Genomic DNA, 21,439 nt, shown 5'->3' with positions numbered 1-21,439 from the left:
AGGGAGGGTGGGTCAGTGGGGCATCACCGCCAGTCCGTGAGGCGGGCGTCGGGGGCGGACTGAGGCTGGAGGGCGGCGGAGGCGGCCTTGACGATCTGGGCGCTGGATTCGCCGTTGGTGAGGACGACCAGGCCGCTGCCCTGGTGGACCTTGAACATCGAGACGGCCTGGTAGCCGCCCGGGGAGCCGCCGTGGCCGAACTCTACGTCCAGGCCGCTGTTGTCGACGATGGTGCCGAGGCCGAAGAAGCTGGTGCTGTGCGGCGTCAGCATCTGCTCGGCCAGTTCGCGGGTGATCAGGCCGAGCGGGCGGCCGAGGTAGCAGCGGCGGATCTCCATCTCCAGCTTGGCCAGGTCGGCCGCCGTGCTCCAGAGGCCCGCTGCGGACTTCTCGGGGTGGTGCAGCCAGCCGCCCTCGATGCCCCGGCCCTGCTCGTCGTGGCCGAGGGCCACCGGCAGGCCGGCGGTCTCCGGGAAGGACTGGTCGAAGCTGCTGTGGGTCATCCCCAGCGGCCGGAGGACCAGGCGCTCCATCAGCTCGGCGAAGCCCTCGCCGGTGATGTCCACGAGCAGCTGCTCCAGCAGCGTGTAGTGGGCGTTGGACTGCCTGAAGGTGCCCGCCTGCTCCTGCCGGACCGGCCCGGCGGCCGGGCGGACTTCGCCGCGCAGCAGCTCGACCGGAGTCGCGACGCGCTGCCCGCGCAGCACACCCCGACGCGGGGTCTCCGTCAACCCAGCCGTGTGGCTGAGCAGTTGGCGGACGGTGACCGGAACGGTGCCGGGCAGCCGCCAGGAGGTCAGGTAGCTGTTGACGTCCTCGTCGAGGGCGATCACGCCCTGCTGGACGAGCCGCAGCGCACCGAGCGCCGTGACGTGCTTGCCCCAGGAGCCGACCTGGAACAGGGTGTCGGCGGTGACCGGCGATGAGTCACCGGCCGCCAGGGTGCCGAGCGTCTCCAGGGCGACGAGTTCGCCGTTCTCGACGACGGCGATGCTCGCCCCGGGCACCTCGTTCGCCGCCAGCACGTCGAGCAGCGAGTCGAGCGAGACCCGCTGAGCGGCCGCATGAGCGCCCGCCTGGGCGGCGGCCGGAGCCGACGGGACACCGGCGTCGAAGGCGCGCGGGGCGTTGCCCGCCACGAGGTCGACGGCGGCGGCCAACTGGCCCAGGGTGTCGTGCTGGTAGAGCATGAAGAGGGTCAGCGGAAGCTCCGCCTGCCGGGCGGCGGCGATCACCTGGATGACCAGGATGGAGTCACCGCCGAGACGGAAGAAGCCGTCCTCGGTGCCGACCTGCTCCACGCCCAGCACCTTGGACCAGATCGCGGCGATCTGCTGCTCGGTGGCGGTGCGCGGCGCGACGTACTCGTGGCCGCTCTCCGTCCAGACCTCGGGGTCGGGCAGGATGTTGCGGTCGACCTTGCCGTTGGCGGTCAGCGGGATGGTGCCGAGCTCGACGAAGACCTGCGGGATCATCGTGTCGGGCAGCTGCTGGGCGAGCAGCTCGCGCAGCTCGTGGGCGGGCGCGGGCTCCCCGCCGACGGGGACGAGGTAGCCGATCAGGCGCTGGTGCCCGTTCGGGTCCTCGCGGACGGCGGCGACCGCTTCGGCGATGTACGGCAGGCGGGTCAACGCGGCCTCGATCTCGCCGAGTTCGATCCGGACGCCACGGATCTTGACCTGGTGGTCGACCCGGCCGAGGAACTCCAGCCCGCCCTCGTCGTTCCAGGCGACGACGTCGCCGGTGCGGTAGAGCCGGGTGCCGGCCGGGCCGTACGGGTCCGGCACGAAGCGCTCGGCGGTCAGCTCGGGGCGGCCGCCGTAGCCACGGGCCACGCCCACGCCGCCGACGTACAGCTCACCGGGCACGCCGACCGGCACGAGGGCCATCTCGGCGTCCAGCACGTGGAGTTGGGTGTTGCGGACGGACCGGCCGATGGTGACGCGGGCCTCGCCGATCACGTCGTCGGCGTTGATCAGCGCGTGCGTGACGTCGTCCGAGCACTCGGTCGGGCCGTACGCGTTGACCATCGGGATGTGCGGGAAGCGGGCGAACCAGCGACGGCAGAGATCCGGCGGGAGTGCCTCGCCCGTCACCACCATCCAGCACAGGTACGGGAGTTCGACCTCCAGTGCGCCCGAGTCCCAGGCGTCCATGGCGGCCCGGAGCAGCGAGGGGACGACCTCCAGGATGGTGATCCGCTCGTCGGCGACGCGCGGGAGCAGGGCGAGCGGGTTGATCGAGGTCTCGGCGTCGACCACCCGGACGGAGCCGCCGACCACGAGGGTGGAGAGCATCTGCCAGACGGAGATGTCGAAGGCCATCGAGGCGTTCTGCACCACCGAGTCGGCCGCCGTGATGTCGAGGTCCTCGACCTTGGCGAGCAGGTGGTTGGCCATGCCGCGCCGGTGCACCAGGACGCCCTTGGGGCGGCCGGTGGAGCCGGAGGTGTAGATGACGTACGCCAGGTCGTCGGCCCCGGCGAGCGGGGCCGGGTTCGCCGGGGAGTGGTGGGCCCACTCCTCGGTGCGGTCCAGCAGCACCGGGACGGCGTCCAGGCCCGGCGCGGCGGCGAGCAGCGGCGCCATCCGGTGGGTCTCGGTGAGCAGCACCGCGATGTCGGAGTCCTGGGCCATGTAGCCGAGGCGCTCGGCCGGGTACTCGGGGTCGAGCGGCAGGTAGGCGCCGCCCGCCTTGAGCACGGCCAGCACCGCGACGACGGTGGACGGCGAGCGGTCGGCGCAGATGCCGACCAGGGTGTCCCGCTCGACGCCGAGTGAACGCAGGTGGTGGGCGAGCCGGTTGGCGCGCTCGTTGACCTCGGCATAGCTGAGCACCACGCCGTCGGCGGTGATCGCCGGGCGCTCCGGGGTGAGCGCCGCGTACCGCTCGAACTCGGCCTCCGCCAGCAGCCAGCTCTGCTCGCGCTCGGTGGCCGTCCAGGCGGCGAGCCGCTGCTCGTCCTCGGGGGCGAGGTGGGCGGCGCGGGCGTCGCCGTCCGGGTCGGCGGCCATCGCGGCGAGCACGGACCGGTACATCCCGGCTAGGCGGGCGCCGTTGGCCGGGCTGAGCACCCGGGTGTCGGCGGTGAGGTTGAGCCCGGCGCCGCCGGTGGCGACGCTGAGCGCGAACTCGGTGGTGCCCTCGCCGACGGCAGCCGTCGCGTCGATCTCCTCGCTGTCGAAGCCGCGGAAGTCGTGGTAGTTGAAGATCACGTCGATCTGGCGGCGGCCGCCGGCCACCTCGCGCTGGATCGCCTGGAGCGGGTAGCGGCGGTGCGACCAGAGCTCGACCTCACGGGCGAAGACCTGCTCGACCAGCTCGCGCCAGGTCCGCGCGGTGCGGTCGGCCGCGAAGGGCAGGGTGTTGAGGTACATGCCCTGCACCCGGTCGGCGCCGGGCGCCTCGGGCCGCGAGTCGCAGACCAGACCGGCGTGGAAGTACTCCTCCTCGGTCAGCTGGCCCATCACCTTGAGGTGCGCGGCGAGCAGGACGCTCTTCACCGAGACCTTCGCCTTGGCCGCGAAGGCCCGCAGCGGCTGCTCCAGGTCGCCGAGCACCACCTGGCTGATGTGCAGCCGGCCCTCGCCGTCCTCGCCCCAGCCCGCAGGCACCGTGACCGGGGTGTGCCGCTGGACGATTCCCCGCCAGTACCCACGGTCCTCCTCGGAGTCGAGCGACTCCAGCTCACCTGCGACGAAGTCGGCGAAGCGCACGGCGGGCGCCTCGTACCCGGCGGGCTCCAGGCCCGCGCGGTAGCTCTGGTACACCTCGACCAGCTCGGTGAGCAGCGCGAACTGGCTCCAGCCCTGGGTCAGGGCGTGCGGCTGGGTGAAGGCGAGGCGCCAGCCGCCCGGCTCGGCCAGGTGCACGCCGATGCGCAGCAGCGGCGGCACGGCCGGGTCGAAGACGTCGGCCCGCTCGGTGGCGAAGAACGCCTCCATCGCGGCAGTGCGGCCCGCCTCGTCGTGGTCGCGCAGGTCGTGCACGGTGACCGGCACGTCCAGCTCGCCGTGCACCAGCTGGAGCGGGGTGCTGTAGCCGGTGAGGTCGAAGGAGGTGCGCAGGGTCTCGTGCCGCTCGGTCAGCTCGCGGACGGCGGCGCGCAGCGCGGCCTCGTCGAAGGGCTGCTCGTCACGGATCAGGTACGAGACGCACTGGTGGTAGGAGGCCTCGCCGCCGGAGAGCATCTCGACCAGCATGCCGAGCTGCACCTGCGTCGCCGGGTAGGCGTCGACGACGCCCTCGGGCAGTGCGGCGCGGTCATCGGCGGTGACCAGGGCGAACGGCGCGACGGCGGTGATCTCCGCGGCGGGGGCGGGGCGGCCGGTGATCAGCTCGCTCAGCCCGGCGACGGTGCGCCGCTCGAAGACGTCCCGGACGGCGACGTCGTACCCGGCCTTGCGCAGTGCGCCGACCAGGGTGACGGCGCGGATGGAGTCGCCGCCGAGCTCGAAGAAGCCGTCCTCGACGCCGACCTGCTCGGCGCCGAGCACCTCGGCCCAGACCTGGGCGACCTGCGCCTCGACGGGGGTACGGGGTGCGACGTACGCCGACTCCTCACGCTGGGCGGTGGTGTCGGGGGCGGGCAGCGCGGCCTTGTCGAACTTGCCGTTGACGGTGAGCGGCATGGCCTCCAGCGTGACGAAGGAAGCCGGGACCATGTACTCGGGCAGCGAGCGGGCGAGCAGCGCGCGCAGCTCCTTGACCTGCGGGGCCTCCTCGGCGGAGCCGGTGGGCACGAGGTAGCCGACCAGGCGGTCGTCGCGGACGACCACGACGGCCTGGCGGATGCCGGGGTGCTCCAGCATGACGCCGGCGATCTCGCCGAGCTCGATCCGGTAGCCGCGGATCTTCACCTGGGTGTCGATCCGGCCGAGGAACTCGAGCCCGCCGTCGGCCCGGCGCCGGGCCAGGTCACCACTCTTGTAGAGCCGGGAGCCGGCCGGGCCCCACGGGTCCGGTACGAAGCGCTCGGCCGTCAGCTCGGGGCGGCCGAGGTAGAGGCGGGCGACACCCGGGCCCGCGACGTGGATCTCACCGGGGACGCCGACCGGGACCAACTGGCCGGTCCGGTCCAGCAGATGGATGCGAAGATCGCTGAGCGGGTCACCCACCCGATTGCCCGCAAGCGGGTCAAGGTCCGCCTCCTCGATGCGGTAGAAGGTCGAGTGCACGGTCGTCTCGGTGATGCCGTACATGTTGATCAGCTCGGGCTGGGCGAGGCCCATCCGGTCGACCCAGGGCCGCAGTTCCGGAACTTCGAGCTTCTCGCCGGCGAAGACCACGGCGCGCAGGGCGAGCCGGTCCAGGCGCGGGTCCTGCTCGGCGGCGGCGGAGACCAGTGAGCGGAAGGCCGTCGGGGTCTGCGAGAGGACGGTGACGCCCTCGGCGACCAGCAGGTCGAGGAAGTCCTCGGGCGAGCGGGTGACGGCCTGCGGGACGACGACCACCCGGCCGCCGAAGAGCAGGGCGCCCCACATCTCGAAGACCGAGACGTCGAAGGCGTAGGAGTGGAACATCGAGAAGACGTCCGACTCGCCGAAGCCGTAGTGCTCGTGGGCGGTGGTCATCAGGCGGACCACGTTGGTGTGGGTGAGCACGCAGCCCTTGGGCTTGCCGGTGGAGCCCGAGGTGTAGATCACGTAGATCACGTTGTCGGGGGTGGTGACCGGCTCGGGGTCGGACGCCGGTCGGGCGGCGATGAGTTCGGCGTCGCGCTCCAGCTCGACGACGGTGCCGGCGAAGACGTCGGCCAGGACGGGCGCGGTGCCCGCCGAGACGATGGCGATCTTCGCGCCGGAGTCCTCCAGGGCGTAGCCGAGGCGGTCGCTCGGGTTGGCCGGGTCCAGCGGGAGGTAGCCGGCACCGGACTTGAGGATGCCGAGCAGCGTCGGGAGCAGCAGCTCACCGCGCTCCAGGCACATGCCGACCAGGTCCTCCGGGCCGACGCCGAGCGCCCGCAGGTGGTGGGCGAGCCGGTTGGCCCGCTCGTTGACCTCGGCGTAGCTGAGCTTCGCACCGTCGGCGACGACGGCGATCGCGTCCGGGGTGCGGGCGGCCTGCTGCTCGAACAGCTGGTGCACGCAAGTCCCGACCGGGGCCGGGGCCTCGGCGGCGCCGCCGGTGAGCAGCGCGCGCTCCTCGGCCGGGAGCAGGATCGCGGTGGCGTCGCCGTCGGCGTCGGCGGCCATCGCCTCCAGCACCGCGCGGTACATCCCGGCCATCCGCTCCAGGTTGGCGGGGCTGACGCAGCGCGGGTTGGCGGTGAGGATGATGTGCCCGGCGCGGGAGGCGACGGTGAGCGGGAACTCGGTGGGGCTGTCGTCGATCGCCTCGGTCTCCTGGTCGAGCAGGTCGCCGTCGATCTGGTGGAAGTCCTGGTAGTTGAAGTAGACCTCCATCAGCCGCTCGGCGCCGCCGAACTCGCGCTGGATGGCGGGCAGCGGGTACCGGCGGTGCGGCCAGAGGCCGACCTCGTGGGAGAAGGTCTGGGCGACCAGCTCGCGCCAGGTCCGCGCGGTGCGGTCCATCGCGAAGGGCAGGGTGTTGAGGTACATGCCGAGCACGCGGTCGGCGCCGAGCAGCTCGGGGCGGGCGTCGCAGACCAGGCCGGTGTGGAAGGACTGCTCCTCGGTGAGCTGGCTGAGCACCTTGAGGTGCGCGGCGATCACGACGCTCTTGAAGGAGGCCTTCGCCTTGCTGGCGAGGGCGCGCAGCGCGGGCTCGATGTCGCGCAGGTCGGTGCCGGCCTGCACGGTCCTGCGGGCGGAGCCTTCCTCGCCCCAGCCGGTGGGGAGCATGAACCGGGCGCGGCCCTGGACGATGCCCTGCCAGTAGGCGCGGTCGTCCTCGGCGGCCAGCGACTCCAGCTCGCCCGCGATGAAGTCGGCGAACCGGGCGTCGGGGGCTTCGGGGGCCTCCGGCGCCAGCCCGTCCCGGATGCGGCCGTAGCCGCGCAGGATCTCCATCAGCAGGGAGTGCTGGCTCCAGCCCTCCATGATCGGGTGGCACTCGGTGACCGAGATCCACCAGCCGTGGTCGGTGACGTGCGCGTGGAAGCGCATCAGCGAGGGCACGGCCAGGTTGAAGAGGTTGGCGCGCTCGCTCGCGGTGAAGGCGCGCAGCGCGGCCGTCACCTGGTCGGCGGGCAGGCCGCGCAGGTCGGTCAGGCCCGCCGAGACCTCGGCGGTGGCGTGCACCAGCTGCATCGGGCGGGAGAAGCCGCCCAGGTGGATGGAGGTGCGGAGCATCTCGTGCCGCTCGGTGACGAAGCGGACGATCGCCTCGAACGCCGCGTGGTCGAAGGGCTTGTCGTCCTTGATCCGGCCGGTGCTGACGTTGTGGTAGTTGTTCTGGCCCTCGTCGGCCAGCATCTCGACGACCATGCCGAGCTGCACCTGCGAGAGCGGGTAGGCGTCGGTGACGTTCGGGGGCAGCATGGCCCGGTCGACGTCGGAGACCAGCGCGAACGGCGCGGCGAGGGTGACGGCGTGCGCGGCGGCCGGGCGGCCGGTGATCAGCTCGCTGAGCCGGGCGACGGTGCGGCGCTCGAAGACGTCACGGACGGCGAGGTCGAAACCGCTCTCGCGCAGCGCGCCGACCAGGGCGACGGCGCGGATGGAGTCTCCGCCGAGCTCGAAGAAGCCGTCCTCGACGCCGACCCGCTCGACCCCGAGCACCTCGCGCCAGACGGCGGCGACCTGCTCCTCGACGGGGGTGCGCGGCGCGACGAAGGCCGCGCCGGTGCCCAGGGCGTCCTGGTCGGGGGCGGGCAGCGCGCGCTGGTCGAGCTTGCCGTTGACGGTGAGCGGGATGCGCTCCAGCTCGACGAAGGCGGTGGGGACCATGTAGCCGGGCAGCACGGCGGCGCAGTGCGCGGCCAGCTCGCCACCGGTCGGCAGCTCACCGCCGATCAGGTACGCGACCAGGCGCTTGTCGCCGGGGGCGTCCTCGCGGGCGACCACGACGGCGTCCTCGACGCCCGGGTGCTCCTGGAGCACCTTGGCGATCTCGCCGAGCTCGATCCGGTAGCCGCGGATCTTCACCTGCGAGTCGATCCGGCCGAGGAACTCCAGGCTGCCGTCCGGGCGGCGGCGGGCCAGGTCACCACTGCGGTAGAGCCGGGCACCGGCCGGGCCGTACGGGTCCGGCACGAAGCGCTCGGCCGTCAGCTCGGGGCGGTTCAGGTAGCCGCGCGCCACACCGGGGCCCGCGACGTGGATCTCACCGGGGACGCCGATCGGCGCCAACTGGCCGTGCTCGTCCAGCAGGTAGACGCCGAGGTCGGCCAGCGGGTGGCCGATCGCGTTGCCGGCACCGGCCGCCAGGTCGGCGGCGCCGACCCGGTGGTAGGTGGTGTGCACGGTGGTCTCGGTGATGCCGTACATGTTGATCAGCTCGGGCGTGTCCAGCCCTCGGCGCCCGACCCACTCCCGCAGTGCGGCGAAGTCCAGCGCCTCACCGCCGAAGACGACGGTACGCAGGCTCAGGTCGGCCGGCTCGGCGCGGAGGCCGTCGACCCGGATGAGCTGGGCGAAGGCGGAGGGCGTCTGGTTGAGCACGGTGACGCCCTGCTCGACCAGCAGGTCGAGGAAGAGCTCCGGGTCACGCGCGGTCAGGCTCGGGACGATGACGACCCTGCCTCCGTGCAGCACGGCGCCCCACAGCTCCCAGACCGAGAAGTCGAAGGCGTAGGAGTGGAACATCGTCCAGACGTCGGCGGGGCCGAAGCCGAACTGCGGTGCGGTGGTGTCGAAGAGGCGCAGCACGTTGGCGTGGCTGAGCACGACGCCCTTGGGCTTGCCGGTCGAGCCGGAGGTGTAGATGACGTAGACGGTGTTCGCCGGGCCGGCCAGCGGCTCGGGGTTGTGGGCCGGGGCTTCGGCGGCCTCGGCGGCGTCGACCAGCCGGCCCGCGAAGACCTCGGCGAGCAGCGGGCGGGTCTCGGCGTGCACGACGGCCAGCTCGGCGCCGGAGTCGGCCAGCACGTAGCCGAGGCGGTCGCTCGGGTTGGCCGGGTCCAGCGGGAGGTAGCCCGCGCCGGACTTGAGCACGCCGAGCAGCGTCGGGAGCAGTTCGGGGCCGCGCTCCAGGCAGACGCCGACCAGCCTCTCCGGGCCCGCGCCAAGTGAACGCAGGTGGTGGGCGAGCCTGTTGGCCTGCTCGTTGACCTCGGCGAAGGTGAGCTCCACGCCGTCGGCGACGACGGCGACGGCCTCCGGGGTGCGGGCGGCCCACTCCTCGAAGACCTGGTGCAGGGTGCGGTCGACGGGGGCGCTGGGGGTGTGGCCGTCCAGGGCACCGGTCAGCACGGCGATCTCGTCGCCGCCGAGGATCTCCAGGCGGGCGACGGGCTTGGCGGGGTCGGCGGTGGCCTGCTCCAGCAGGGCGGCCAGGTGGGCCGTCATCCGGGTGGCGGTGGCCGCGTCGAAGAGGGCGGTGGCGTACTGGAGGCGGCCGCCGAGGGTGCCGTCGGTGCGCTCCTCGACCTGCAGCAGCAGGTCGTACTTGGCGATGACGTCCTGCCACTCGAAGGTCTCGACCTGGATGCCGGGCAGCGAGATCGCGTCGTGCCGCTCCTCGTGCCAGGTCAGGGCGATCTGGTGCAGGGGCGTGCGCGAGGGGTCGCGCTCGGGCTGCAGCTCGTCGACCAGGCGGGCGAACGGCACCTCCTGGTGGTCGAAGGCGTCCAGCACGGTGGCGCGGGCCTGGTCGAGCAGCTCGCCGAAGCCCGGGTCACCAGCCCAACGGGCGCGCAACACCAGGGTGTTGATGCCGTACCCGATGAGCTGCTGGAGCTCGGGGCGGGTGCGGCCGGAGACGACCGTGCCGACGTTGACGTCGGGGCGGCCGCTGTAGCGGGCGATCAGCACCTGGAAGGCGGTGAGCAGCACGACGAACGGCGTGGTGCCGTGCGCCTCGGCCAGCGCCCTGACCCGGGAGGCCAGTTCGGCCGAGAAGGCGAGGGGCACGTCGGCGCCGGCCGAGTCCCGGATCTCCGGGCGGGGGCGGTCGGTCGGCAGTTCGGTGGGCAGGCTTCCGTCCAACTGCTGGCGCCAGTGGCTGAGTTGCTTCTCCAGCACCGGCCCGGCGAGCTGCTCGCGCTGCCAGGCGGCGTAGTCGGCGTACTGCAGGGTGAGCGGTGCGAGCGGGGCGGGGCGGCCCTCGACGGCAGCGGTGTAGAGGGCGCCGAGCTCGGCGCCGAAGACCTTCACCGACCAGGCATCGCAGGCGATGTGGTGGAAGACCACGGCCAGCAGGTGGTGGTCCTCGGCCAGCTTGAAGAGGCTGGCGCGGGCGGGCCACTCGGTGGCGAGGTCGAAGGAGATCCCGGCCTCCTGCTCGACCAGCTCGGTGGCGCGCTGCTCGATGTCGGCGGAGCCGGTGAGGTCGACCAGCGGCAGCTCGACGGGCGCGGCCGCGTCGATCAGCTGGACGGGCTCGGTGCCCTGGAGGGCGTAGCGGGTGCGGAGGATCTCGTGTCTCGCGACGACCTCGCTCCAGGCCCGCTCCAGGGCGGCGGTGTCGAGGGTGCCGCGCAGCCGCAGCACCAGCGGCACCAGGTACTCGGCGCTCTCCGGGTCGAGGCGGTTCAGGAACCACATCTGCTGCTGCCCGGCGGAGAGGGCCAGGGCGCCGCTCCGGTCGGCGCGGCCGATCCCGGCGGCCGCCTTGCGGGTGCCCTTGCGGCCGGCCAGGCGGCTGCGCAGGAGCTCCTCGCGGCGCTCGGCCGCGGTCATGGTCTCGTTCTGGGCGGTGCTCATGCGCTCTGCTCCTCCATCAGCTCGGAGTCGGTCATCTGGTCGATCTCTGCCGTGATGGCGGCCTCGACGGCCTCGGCCATCTGGGCGACGGTGGGGCCCTCGAAGATGGCCCGGACGGGCATCGGGACCTCGAACTCGGCCTGGATCTCGGCGATCAGCCGGATCGCCAGGATCGAGTTGCCACCGGAGTGGAAGAAGTTGTCGTGCACGCCCACGGTGGCGCCGAGCAGTTCGAGCCAGATCTCGGCGATCCGCTCCTCGACGACGGTGCGCGGGGCGGTCTTCTCCTCCTGGCGCACCTCCTCCGGCGCGGGCAGCGCCTTGCGGTCGACCTTGCCGTTGGCGTTCAGCGGCAGGGCGGCCAGCGGGGTGAAGGTGCTCGGCACCAGGTAGCCGGGGAGGTACTCGGCGCAGTACGCGTCGAGCTCCTCGGCCGGTACGGCGGCGCCGTCCTTGGGTACGAAGTACGCGGCCAGGCGGGCGTCGGGCTGTCCGCCGTCGGTCTCGGTGACCAGGGCGACGACCACGGCCTCGGCGACGTCCGGGTGCCGGACGAGCACGGCCTGCGCCTCGCCGGGCTCGATCCGGTAGCCCCGGATCTTCACCTGGTTGTCGATCCGGCCGAGGAAGTCGACCGCGCCTTCGGGCAGCCAGCGGGCCAGGTCACCGGTGCGGTAGAGCCGGGTGCCGGGGGCGCCGTACGGGTCGGGCAGGAAGCGCTCGGCCGTCAGCTCCGGCTGGTCGGCGTAGCCCCGGGCGACGCTGATGCCGCCGACGTAGAGCTCGCCGATCGCGCCGATCGGCAGCGGGCGCAGGCCCTGGTCGAGCACGTACATGGTGAGGTTGGGCAGCGGGCGGCCGATCGGGACGATGCCCGTGGTGCCGTGCTGCGCGACCGGGTAGATGCAGGTGCCGACCGACGCCTCGGTCGGGCCGTACTCGTTGACCAGGCGGCCGTCGCCGAGCCACTCGGCCCACTGGCCGGCCAGTTGGCCGGAGAGGGCCTCACCGGCGACGACCACGACACCGGCCAGTGCGGCGGCCTGGGCGGGCGTCACCTGGCGGGAGAGGATCTCCAGGTGGCCGGGGGTGAGCTTGAGGAAGCTGAACGGGCCCGCCTCGACCAGGCGGGAGCCCAGCTCGGAGAGGTCCATCGCCTGCGGCAGCATCGTCACCCGCTGGCCGCAGAGCAGCGGCGCCCACAGGTTGGGCACCACCAGGTCGAAGGCGACGGAGGAGAACACCGCGCCACCGCCCTGCCCCTGCGAGGCCAGCTCGGCGACGGCCCACTGGAGGTGGTTGGCCAGGCCGCGGTGCGGCACGGCGACACCCTTGGGCTTGCCGGTCGAGCCGGAGGTGTAGATCACGTACGCGAGGCGGTCGAGGTCGGCCCGGACGCCCGGCGCGGTGGCGGGGAGCAGCTCCAGCCGCTCGGCCACGGCGTCGACCCGGACGACCCTGCCGTCGTAGCGGCCGTCGAAGCGGCTGCCGTACGAGGTCTGGGTGAGCACCACGGGGGCCTGCGCGTCGGTGGCCATGGTCGCGACGCGGCCGGCCGGCCAGCTCGGGTCCATCGGCACGTACGCGGCGCCGGCCTTCCAGACGGCGAGCAGCGAGGCGAGCAGCGAGGCGCCGCGGTCGATCAGCACGCCGACCACCGACTCCTCGGTGACGCCGAGTTCGCGCAGGTGGTGGGCCAGGCGGTTGGCCTGGGCGTCCAGCTCGGCGTAGCTGGTGAGGCTGCCGTCCTCGGCCACCGCGACGGCGGCCGGGGTCTCGGCGGCCTGGCGCTCGAACTGCTGGAGCGTGGTCAGCTCGACCTCGTAGCCACGGCCCAGGGCGAAGCCGTTGAGCAGCGTGTCGCGCTCCTCGGCGGGCAGCAGGTCGATCTCGCCGAGTGCGGCCTGCGGGTCCTCGGCGACGGCGGTGAGCAGCCGGACGAAGCGGTCGGCGAGGGCCTGCACGGTGCCGGTGTCGAAGAGCGCGGTCGCGTACTCCAGCTGCCCGGCCATCGTGCCGTCGCTGCTGCGGCGCATGTAGAGGGTGAGGTCGGTGTGGGCGAGGCCCCAGAGCGCGGCCAGGGTGTCCTGGTCCTCGGCCTGTTCGGTCGCGCCGTTGAACTCCTCGTCGTGCAGGTCGAAGGCGACCTGGTAGAGCGGGGTGCGGGAGAGGTCGCGGATCGGCGCCAGCTCGTCGACCAGGCGCTCGAACGGCAGGTCCTGGTGGCCGAAGGCGTCCGTGCAGACGGCCTTGACGCGCTCCAGCGCCTCGGCGAAGCCGAGCTCGTGGTCGAGGGCGCAGCGCAGCACCAGACTGTTCAGGAAGAAGCCGACGACGTTCTCGATCTCGGCCCGGTCGCGGCCCGCGACGGGGGTGCCGACGGGGACGTCCCACTGGTTGCCCTGGCGGGCGAGCAGCGCGGCGAAGCCGGTCAGCAGGGTGGCGAAGGGGGTCGCGCCGTGCTCGCGGCCGAGCGCGGTCAGCTTGCTGACGGTCTGCTCGGGGACGGTGAAGAAGACCACCGAGCCCCGGCCGTCGCGGACGGCGGCGCGCGGGCGGTCGGTGGGCAGGGCGAGCGGGGTGAAGCCCTCCAGCACGCCGCGCCAGTGGTCGAGTTCGGCCTCCAGCAGCTCGTCGGTGAACTGCTCGCGCTGCCAGACGGCGTAGTCGGCGTACTGGATCTCCAGCGCGGGCAGCTCGGGCTCGCGCTCCTCGATGGCGGCGGCGAGCAGCTCCCTGAGCTCGCGCTCCATGATCGCGGAGGACCAGCCGTCGGTGACGATGTGGTGCATCGTCAGCGTCAGCACCTGCTCCTCGCCGGGGAGGCGGGCGAGCAGGCCGCGCAGCAGCGGGCCGTTCTCGAGGTCGAAGCCCCGGCCGAACTCCTCGGTCAGCAGCTCGGTCAACTCCGGCCGCTCGACGTCCAGTTCGCGGACGTCGACGGAGAACGGCTCCTGCACGAACTGGAGCGACTCGCCGTCCACCACGGCGTACCGGGTGCGCAGCGCCTCGTGCCGGGCGACCAGCGCGTCGACGGCCCGGCGGACGTGCTCGGCGCGGGTGTCGGCGGGGACGCGGAGGAACATGCCGGCCACCCACTCGGCGCTCTGCGGGTTCATCCGGTCCATGAACCAGAGGCGGTGCTGGCCGAAGGAGAGCGGCAGGCCGCCCTCGCGGTCGATCTTGGCGATGGTGCTCACAGCGGTGTCGTCGGCCGGCGCGATCAGCTGGGCCTGCGCCTCGACCGTGCTGGCGACCAGCAGGGCGCGCAGCTTGACCTCGCGGCCGGAGAGGCGGCAGAGCTGGTTGGCGAGCCGGGTCAGCTGGAGCGAGGTGCCGCCGAGGTGGAAGAAGTCGTCGTCCAGGCCGACGCGTTCGACCTTCAGCAGGTCCTGCCAGACCTGGGCGATCAGCAGCTCGGTCTCGGTGCGCGGGGCCTGGTAGGAGGCGCGGCCGCTCTCGGCGTCGAGGCCGGGGACGGGCAGCGCCTTGCGGTCGACCTTGCCGCTGGAGGTCAGCGGGAACTCCTCGACCTCGATGAAGGTCGCGGGGATGTGCGTGTCCGGCAGCCGCTCGCGGAGGAAGCCGCGCAGTTCGCCGAGGATGTCGCCGCCCCGGGTCTGCACGTACGCCGCGAGGCGTAGGCCGCCGTCGGGGGCGGTGAAGGTGGTGACGATGGCGCCGCCGACGCCCGGGTGGGCGACGAGCGCGCACTCGACCTCGCCGGGCTCGATCCGGACGCCGTTGACCTTGGCCTGGTCGTCCGCGCGGCCCAGGTACTCCAGGACGCCGTCCTTGCGCCAGCGCACCCGGTCACCGGTGCGGTAGAGCCGGGAGCCGTCCTTGGCGAAGCCGTCCGGCACGAAGCGGTCGGCGGTCAGGTCGGGGCGGCCCAGGTAGCCACGGGCGACACCGACGCCACCGGCGCACAGCTCACCCGCGACGCCGATCGGGACGGGCAGGCCGTTGGCGTCGGCCACCAGCACCCGCATGTTCTCGATCGGACGGCCGATCGGCACCGGGCCGGCCAGCTGCGTACGGTCGAAGCGGTGCGCGGTGACGTCGATCGAGCACTCGGTCGGGCCGTAGGTGTTCCACACCTCGACGTCGACGAGGCGCAGCACCCGCTGCACCAGCTCGGCGTGCAGCGCCTCACCGGCGGAGAAGAGCAGGCGCAGCGAGCTGCAGCCCGCCCAGCCCGGCTCCTCGACCAGCAGCCGCAGCACCGAGGGCACGACCTGGAGCACGGTGACGCCGTACTCGGCGGTCGCGCGCAGCAGCGCGCCCGGGTCACGCTCGGCCCCGACGGGCGCCAGCACGACGGCGCCGCCGGTGATCAGCGGGGCGAAGACCTCCCAGCAGTGCGCGTCGAAGGTCAGCGCGGTCTTCTGCAGGACGCGGTCGTCGGCGCCGAGGCCGGGGCCGCTCAGGACCCAGCCGATCCGGTTGCCGATCCCGGCCTGGGTGACGACGACACCCTTGGGGGTGCCGGTCGAGCCGGAGGTGTAGATGACGTACGCGGCGTCCGCCGGGGCCAGTTCGGCGCCCGGGGCGCTGGTGGGCCGAGCAGTGGTCTGCTCGCGCAGCTCGGCCGCCGTGACCGCCCGGACGCCCGCCTTCGCGAACACCCCGGCCACCGCGTCCTCGGTCAGCACCAGTGCGGCACCGGTGTCCTTGACGATCCAGTCGAGCCGGGCGAACGGCTGGTCCGGGTCGAGCGGCACGTACGCACCGCCCGCCCGCCACACCGCGAGCAGCGCGACCACCAGGTCGGCGCCGCGGCGCAGGCAGATCCCGACCACCTTGTCCGGGCCGACACCCTCGCCCCGCAGGAAGTGGGCCAGCCGGTTGGCCCGCGCGTCGAGCTCGGCGTAGCTGAGCTCGACCCGCCCGTCGACCACGGCGACCCGGTCCGGCGTACGCGCCGCCTGGCGGGCGACGAGCTCATGGACGGGGGTGAACTCGCCGGTTGAGCCGTTCGACCACGACTCGGAAATCATAGGTACTCCTCAGACGGTCGGCAGCTGCCGATGGGCGGGTCGAGTGGTGCGGTGTTCTTGCGGGGGTCAGGCGGCGGCTGCGGTCTGCTCCATGCGCTGACGCAGGCTCAGCGGGCGCATGTCCGTCCACACCTCGCCGATGTGCGCCAGGGCCTCCTCGCGGGTGCCGGTGAAGCCTTCCGCGCGCCAGCCGGCGGGCAGCTCGCGGTCGGCCGACCAGAGCGAGTACTGCTCCTCGTCGTTTAGCACCACGTGGAAGGCGGGAGCGGTGTTCTGTGCACTGGACATGGAAATCTCCTCAGACTTCACGAGTCAGGTTCTGGTCCGTCGGGACCAGCCTCGGGGGGGCGTCTATACGAGGTCTCTGTGATCACTACTGCCGCCGCATACGCCGACGGCCCGCCGGAGATGTCTCTCCGACGGGCCGTACGCGATGGGATGTTCCCCTACTGGGGAGGCCGCCTGATCGCGGGCGTCAGCACGGCGGCGACCGCCATCAGCGCCATCGCCGCGGCGACCCCCACGACCGTCGTCCGGGTGCCGAGCGCGCTGAGCAGCAGACCGCCCGCCAGCGCCCCCGCCGAGTTCATCCCGGAGCTCGCCAGCGCGAAGACGCTCGTCACCCGCCCCTGGAGCGCATCGGGGGTGACCTGCACCTGGTAGACCCCGGCGACGACGTTGACCAGCGCCCCCGCGAAGCTCATGCCCGCGAACAGCGCACCCAGCTGCACCGGCCCCGAGGTGAAGGCGACCGGCAGCGTCAGCAGCGCCCAGGCGACCAGCGTGCCGCAGATCAGCACCGACATCGGCAGCCGCCGCATGCACCACGGGCCCGCCAGCGCACCGGCCACCCCGCCCACACCCGACACCATGCCGATCAGGCCGATCGTCAGTGGCGAGCCGCCGTGCTGCTTGACCACCAGGACGAGTGCCAGCGCGAGGATCTGGAAGAGCAGGTTGCTGCCCGCGATGAGCGTCACCGCGGCCCGCATGAAGCGCTGCTGCCAGACCCAGGCCAGCCCCTCGGCGATCTCCGTCCGCACCCGCCTCGGTTCGACCGTCCGGGCCTCCTGGAGGTCCTTGCGGATCAGCAGCAGCGTCACCAGCGCCGCCAGGTGCGCGACGGCGGTGAAGCCGAACGGCAGCCAGCCGGCCAGGGTGAACAGCCCGCTCCCGGCCGGGCCGCCGAGCAGACCGGCGGCCTGCCCCCGGGCCTCGTTCTGGCCGAGCGCGGCGGACAGCTGGTCGGGCCGGACGAGATTGCGGACGGCCGCCCGCTCGGCCAGCCGGTAGACCAGCGCGGCGCTGCCCTCGAAGAAGGCCGCCGCCATCAGCAGCGGCAGCCAGAGGCTGCCGTGCAGCACCATCGCGGCGACGGACCCCATCGCCAGGACGCCGACCAGGTCGCAGGCCACCATCACCCGGCGCCGGTCCCAGCGGTCCACCGCCACCCCGGCCGGCAGCTGCACCAGCAGCTGCGGCAGCACGGCGGCGAAGCTCACCAGACCGGCGGCGACGGGCGTGCCGCCCTGCCAGACCACCAGCAGCGGGTAGGCGACCGTGCCCGCCCGCAGGCCCAGCATCGAGATGCCCGCGCCGATCCACAGCATCAGGAAGTCCCGGTTGCGGCGCAGTGGTTCGGCCGGTGCCGCCACCGGCGCCTCGGCCTGGAGCACGCTCATCGGAGGTCGTCCCCGTCGGTGTCCCAGGCCGTGACGGTGCCCTTGCGGCACCACTCCAGCACCGCCATCGCGCTGTACATCTTGTTCGCCGCCTGGTCGAAGGCGATGCTCGCCGGGCCGTCCAGCACCTCCGCGGTGACCTCCTCGCCGCGGTGGGCGGGCAGGTCGTGCAGGAAGACGGCCTTCGGGCTGTCCTCCCACAGCGCGGCGGTGATCTGGAACGGCGCGAACAGCTCACGCCAGTTCGGGTCCGGCTTCGAGGTGCCGGTGGTCTGCCAGCGCGAGGTGTAGACGGCATCCACGTCGACCGGCAGCTCGTCCATGTCGTGCCGCTCGACCAGCCGCGAGCCGCTCTTCGCGGCCCGCGCCAGCGCCTTGGCCCGGATGTCCTCGGTGATGCCGAAGCCGGGCGGCGTACGCAGCTCCAGCTCGACCCGCTCGAAGCGCATCAGGCCGAGCGCCAGCGCGGCCGCCGTGTTGTTGCCCTCCCCGATGTAGAGCACCCGCAGGCCGTCGATCCGCCCGAACTGCCGCAGCAGCGTGGTCAGATCGGTCAGGCCCTGGGTCGGGTGCTCGTCGGCGCTCATCGCGTTGACCACCGACATCCGGTCCTGCCCGGCCCAGGCCCGCAGTTCGGCCGTCTCGCCGGCCGTCCGGGCGACCAGGACGTCCAGCATCCGGGAGAACACCTCGCCGGTGTCCTGGGTGGTCTCCCCGGTGTTCAGTTGGAGGTCGTCGGGCCCGTAGCTGACGATCTGTCCGCCGAGGCGCAGCGCCCCGGCGGAGAACGCCGTCCGGGTCCGGGTGGACGTCTTGCGGAAGTAGACCCCGGCGACCGCCCCGTCCAGCGGACGCACGGCCCCGGCCCGCCCGGACGCGAAGTCGGCACCCCGTGCCACGACGGACCACAGCTCGGCGTCGGTGAGGTCTTCGAGAGAGATGAGGTGGCGTACGGCCACGGCGTGCTCCTGGGAGTTCGATCGACTGGGGACCATGCGGCTGTCAGACGGCGATCGGCACGACCTGCGGCTGTGCCAGCACCTGGTACGCGACGCTGGACAGCTCGGCCGAGCGGTCCAGCCGGGCGACGTTGAAGTAGATCCGACTGTGCGTCAGAAGCTCGGGGGCGACGACGAGTTGCAGCTCGGGGTGGAACGAGAACGGGATGATGGACCCGCTCACGCAGCCCGTCAGCCGCTCCGCCGTCGTACGGTCCGCGAAGCCGACCCGGGTGCCACCGAGCAGGCGGCCGACCGCGTCGAGGTCGACCCGGCGGTCGCCCGGCACCACGGCCAGCGCGTATCTCTCGCCGCCGCCGGCGAGCTTGACCCGGACGACGATGCACTTCGCGGCCTGCTCCAGCGGGTGCCCCCGCAGCTCACTCGCCGCCGCCGTGTTCCCCTCCGGCTCGTGGTCGATGATCCGGAGGCCGCCGGGACCGGCGCCCTCCAGCAGCTCCATCAGACGTCCGTAGGTGGAGACTTCGGCCGGGCTCTCGGTCAGCAGGGCGACGGTCATCTTGGCTTCCTCACACGGATCGGGGTCAGGGTGTGGAGCGGCCCGCCGCCCTGCCTCAGGCAGCCACGGCGGGCCTTCGTGCTTGTCGGAGCTCAGACCCGCGCGGGCTCCCGCACGGCCTTCGGCTCCGCTTCGAACGTCGGGAGGTGGTCGGCGGCGGGAGTCTCGAAGTCCTCGTCCTCGATCTCGCCCTCGACGGACAGACTCGGCACCCAGGCCAGCCACTTGGGCAGCGTCCAGGACTTCTCGCCGAGCAGCGCGAGCGCCGACGGGAGCAGGATGCCTCGGACCAGGGTGGCGTCGATCAGGACGGCAACGGCCATGCCGACCCCGAGCATCTTGTAGTCGGCCATCGACAGCGTGGCGAAGATCGAGAAGACCGCGACCATCACCACCGCCGCGCTGGTCACCACACCGGCGCTGCCGGAGATGCCCTTGGTGACGGCCAGCCGGCCGTCCGCCCCGCGCAGGTGCAGCTCGCGGATCCGGCTCAGGATGAAGACGTGGTAGTCCATCGAGAGCCCGAAGAGGATCACGAACATGAAGAGCGGCAGCCAGCTGATCACGCCGCCGTAGGGGCGGAAGCCGATCAGTGAAGCCCCGTGCCCGTCCTGGAAGATGAAGGTGATGACGCCGTACGCGGCGCCGATCGAGACCAGGTTGAGCAGGATCGAGATGAGCGGCACGGCCAGCGAGCGGAAGGCCGCGACCAGCAGCAGGAAGGCGAAGCCGAGGACGAAGGCGAACACGATCGGGATGCTGCTGCGGACGGCGTCGGCGAAGTCCGAGATGGCGGTCTCACCCGTCACCGCGTACTCCAGGCCGTCGACCTTGCCGAGGCTCTCCGGCAGGGCCTGCTCCCGCAGGGTCTTGAGTGCGGCCACGGCGGGCGCGTCACTGGTGTTGCCCGCCAGCGGCACGTACACCACGACGGTGTTGTTGGCGGCCTCGCCGACCGGCGTGACGGCCACCGGCTCGTGCAGCGCACCGCCGCTGGCGGCGACCTGCTGGTGCAGGGCGGCGACGGCCTGCTCGAAGGCGGGGCTGTGCACGGCGGCGCCGCGCGCCACCACGATGGCCGGGGCGGGGCTGCCGGGGAAGGCGTCCTGGATGGCCACCATGTTGGCGATCTCCGGGACGCTGCGCGGCAGTTCGTCCTGCAGGCTCGGGTCGGCGAGGCGCATGTTCAGCGCGGGCACGGCGGCGATCAGCAGCAGTGCGAGCACCGAACCACCCCAGACCAGCGGGCGCTTGACGACCTGGCCGACCAGCGCGCCCCACATCCGGGAGTCCCGGGCGGCGGCGCGGCGGCGGCCCAGCCAGGGCAGCCGGCCCGCGTCCATCCGGTGGCCGAGCAGCGAGAGCAGCGCGGGCAGCGCGGTCAGCGAGCCGATCACGGCGAGCAGCACGACGATGATCGTGCCGACGGTCATGCCGGTGAAGGTGTCGATCCCGGTGAAGAGCAGCCCCGCCATCGAGACCATCACGGTCAGGCCGGAGACGGCCACCGCCCGGCCCGAGGTCGCGGCGGTGATCCGCAGCGCCTGCTCGGGGGTGCGGCCGGAGAGCCGCTCCTCGCGGACCCGGCGCAGGTAGAAGAGCGAGTAGTCGACGCCGACGGCCATGCCGACCAGCAGCACCACCGAGGCGGCCGAGTTGTTGACGGGCACCCAGTGGCCCGCCAGGTGCATCAGGCCGAGCGCCGCCGCGACGGCGGTGATCGAGAGCAGGACGGGGATGCCGGCCGCGACGAGCGCGCCGAAGACCACCAGCAGGACGAGCAGCGTGAGCGGCACCGAGGTCTGCTCGGCCGTGGCGAAGTCCTTCGCGGTGGCCTTGGCGACGGCCTGGTTGACGCTCGCGTTACCGGCCTCGACGATCTTCAACTCGGGGTGCGCGGCGGCGACCTTGGCGACCGCCTGCTCGGCGGCCGCGACGGTGGTGTCCGCGTTGTCCCAGCCGTAGCCGGGGCCCGCCAGCTGGAAGGTGACCAGCACCGACCGGCCGTCGGCCGCGATCAGACCCTGACCGGCCTCCGGCGTCGGCTCCTTGACGTTGGTCAGGGTGTCCGAGGGCAGTGCCCGCAGCGCGGCGGCGATCTCCGAGACGGCCTTGCGCATGGCGGTGTCGGTGGCGAAACCCGTGCTGGCCGGGCCCGCCTGGACGAGCACGCTCTCGGCCGGTGGGCGCGAGTTGGGGCCCGCCTGGTCGATCATCCGCTGGGCGACACCGGACTCGCCCGGGTCGTAGCTCTTCGGGCTCTTGCCGCCGCCCACCACCGAGCCGACGGCCAGCGCCAGCACGACGAAGGCGATCCAGCCCAGCAGGGCGGTCTTTCTGTGTCTGGCCGACCAGCCGGTCACCCGCTCGATCAGCGGCTTGCGGTGTGACTGAGTCGGTTGGGCATGACGGGCAGTCCGTTCGACGGGGGTCGGCACGGCCATCTCCTCTTCTCCGGTGCTGCTCACTCAGA

At 72.8% G+C, this 21,439-nt stretch carries 7 protein-coding genes; all 7 read right to left on the bottom strand.

What is annotated here, in order from left to right; translation table 11 throughout:
- Window positions 1–23: 23 nt before the first annotated feature.
- The 7 genes from ACR68M_RS19220 to ACR68M_RS19190 all read right to left on the bottom strand — a co-directional run bounded on the left by ACR68M_RS19220 (window position 24) and on the right by ACR68M_RS19190 (window position 21,434).
- A complete protein-coding gene (locus ACR68M_RS19220; RefSeq protein ID WP_441245336.1) occupies window positions 24–10,766 on the bottom strand; it encodes an amino acid adenylation domain-containing protein in 10,743 nt (3,580 codons plus the stop codon).
- A complete protein-coding gene (locus ACR68M_RS19215; RefSeq protein WP_441245335.1) occupies window positions 10,763–15,766 on the bottom strand; it encodes an amino acid adenylation domain-containing protein in 5,004 nt (1,667 codons plus the stop codon). The genes ACR68M_RS19220 and ACR68M_RS19215 overlap by 4 nt, the downstream gene beginning before the upstream one ends.
- Before the next feature lie 66 nt (window positions 15,767–15,832).
- Window positions 15,833–16,054 carry an MbtH family protein gene (locus ACR68M_RS19210; RefSeq protein WP_441245334.1) on the bottom strand — a complete coding sequence of 74 codons (222 nt, stop codon included), beginning with the start codon at window positions 16,052–16,054 and terminating at the stop codon, window positions 15,833–15,835.
- Window positions 16,055–16,212: 158 nt separating this feature from the next.
- Entirely contained in the window at window positions 16,213–17,448 is a 1,236-nt protein-coding gene (locus tag ACR68M_RS19205; protein ID WP_441245333.1) for an MFS transporter, read from the bottom strand.
- Window positions 17,445–18,443, bottom strand: coding sequence for an ornithine carbamoyltransferase (locus ACR68M_RS19200; protein ID WP_441245332.1), 999 nt, complete (start codon window positions 18,441–18,443; stop codon window positions 17,445–17,447). Before ACR68M_RS19200 ends, ACR68M_RS19205 begins: the two co-directional genes overlap by 4 nt.
- Window positions 18,444–18,450: 7 nt before the next feature.
- Complete coding sequence (locus tag ACR68M_RS19195; protein WP_441245331.1) at window positions 18,451–18,966, bottom strand: YbaK/EbsC family protein; 516 nt, start codon at window positions 18,964–18,966, stop codon at window positions 18,451–18,453.
- Window positions 18,967–19,058: 92 nt separating this feature from the next.
- Entirely contained in the window at window positions 19,059–21,434 is a 2,376-nt protein-coding gene (locus ACR68M_RS19190; protein WP_441245330.1) for an MMPL family transporter, read from the bottom strand.
- Between the last annotated feature and the right edge of the window lie 5 nt (window positions 21,435–21,439).

The organism is Kitasatospora sp. McL0602 (genome assembly GCF_052076145.1).
In the GTDB taxonomy this organism is placed as follows: Bacteria; Actinomycetota; Actinomycetes; order Streptomycetales; family Streptomycetaceae; genus Kitasatospora.
This window is presented reverse-complemented; position numbering and strand designations above follow the sequence as displayed.

Bases quoted from the DNA above. Each gene is read 5' to 3' on its own strand.
- ACR68M_RS19200 (WP_441245332.1), bottom strand. From the start codon at position 18,443: ATGGTCCCCAGTCGATCGAACTCCCAGGAGCACGCCGTGGCCGTACGC.
- ACR68M_RS19210 (WP_441245334.1), bottom strand. From the start codon at position 16,054: ATGTCCAGTGCACAGAACACCGCTCCCGCCTTCCACGTGGTGCTAAAC.
- ACR68M_RS19195 (WP_441245331.1), bottom strand. From the start codon at position 18,966: ATGACCGTCGCCCTGCTGACCGAGAGCCCGGCCGAAGTCTCCACCTAC.
- ACR68M_RS19220 (WP_441245336.1), bottom strand. From the start codon at position 10,766: ATGAGCACCGCCCAGAACGAGACCATGACCGCGGCCGAGCGCCGCGAG.
- ACR68M_RS19215 (WP_441245335.1), bottom strand. From the start codon at position 15,766: ATGATTTCCGAGTCGTGGTCGAACGGCTCAACCGGCGAGTTCACCCCC.
- ACR68M_RS19205 (WP_441245333.1), bottom strand. From the start codon at position 17,448: ATGAGCGTGCTCCAGGCCGAGGCGCCGGTGGCGGCACCGGCCGAACCA.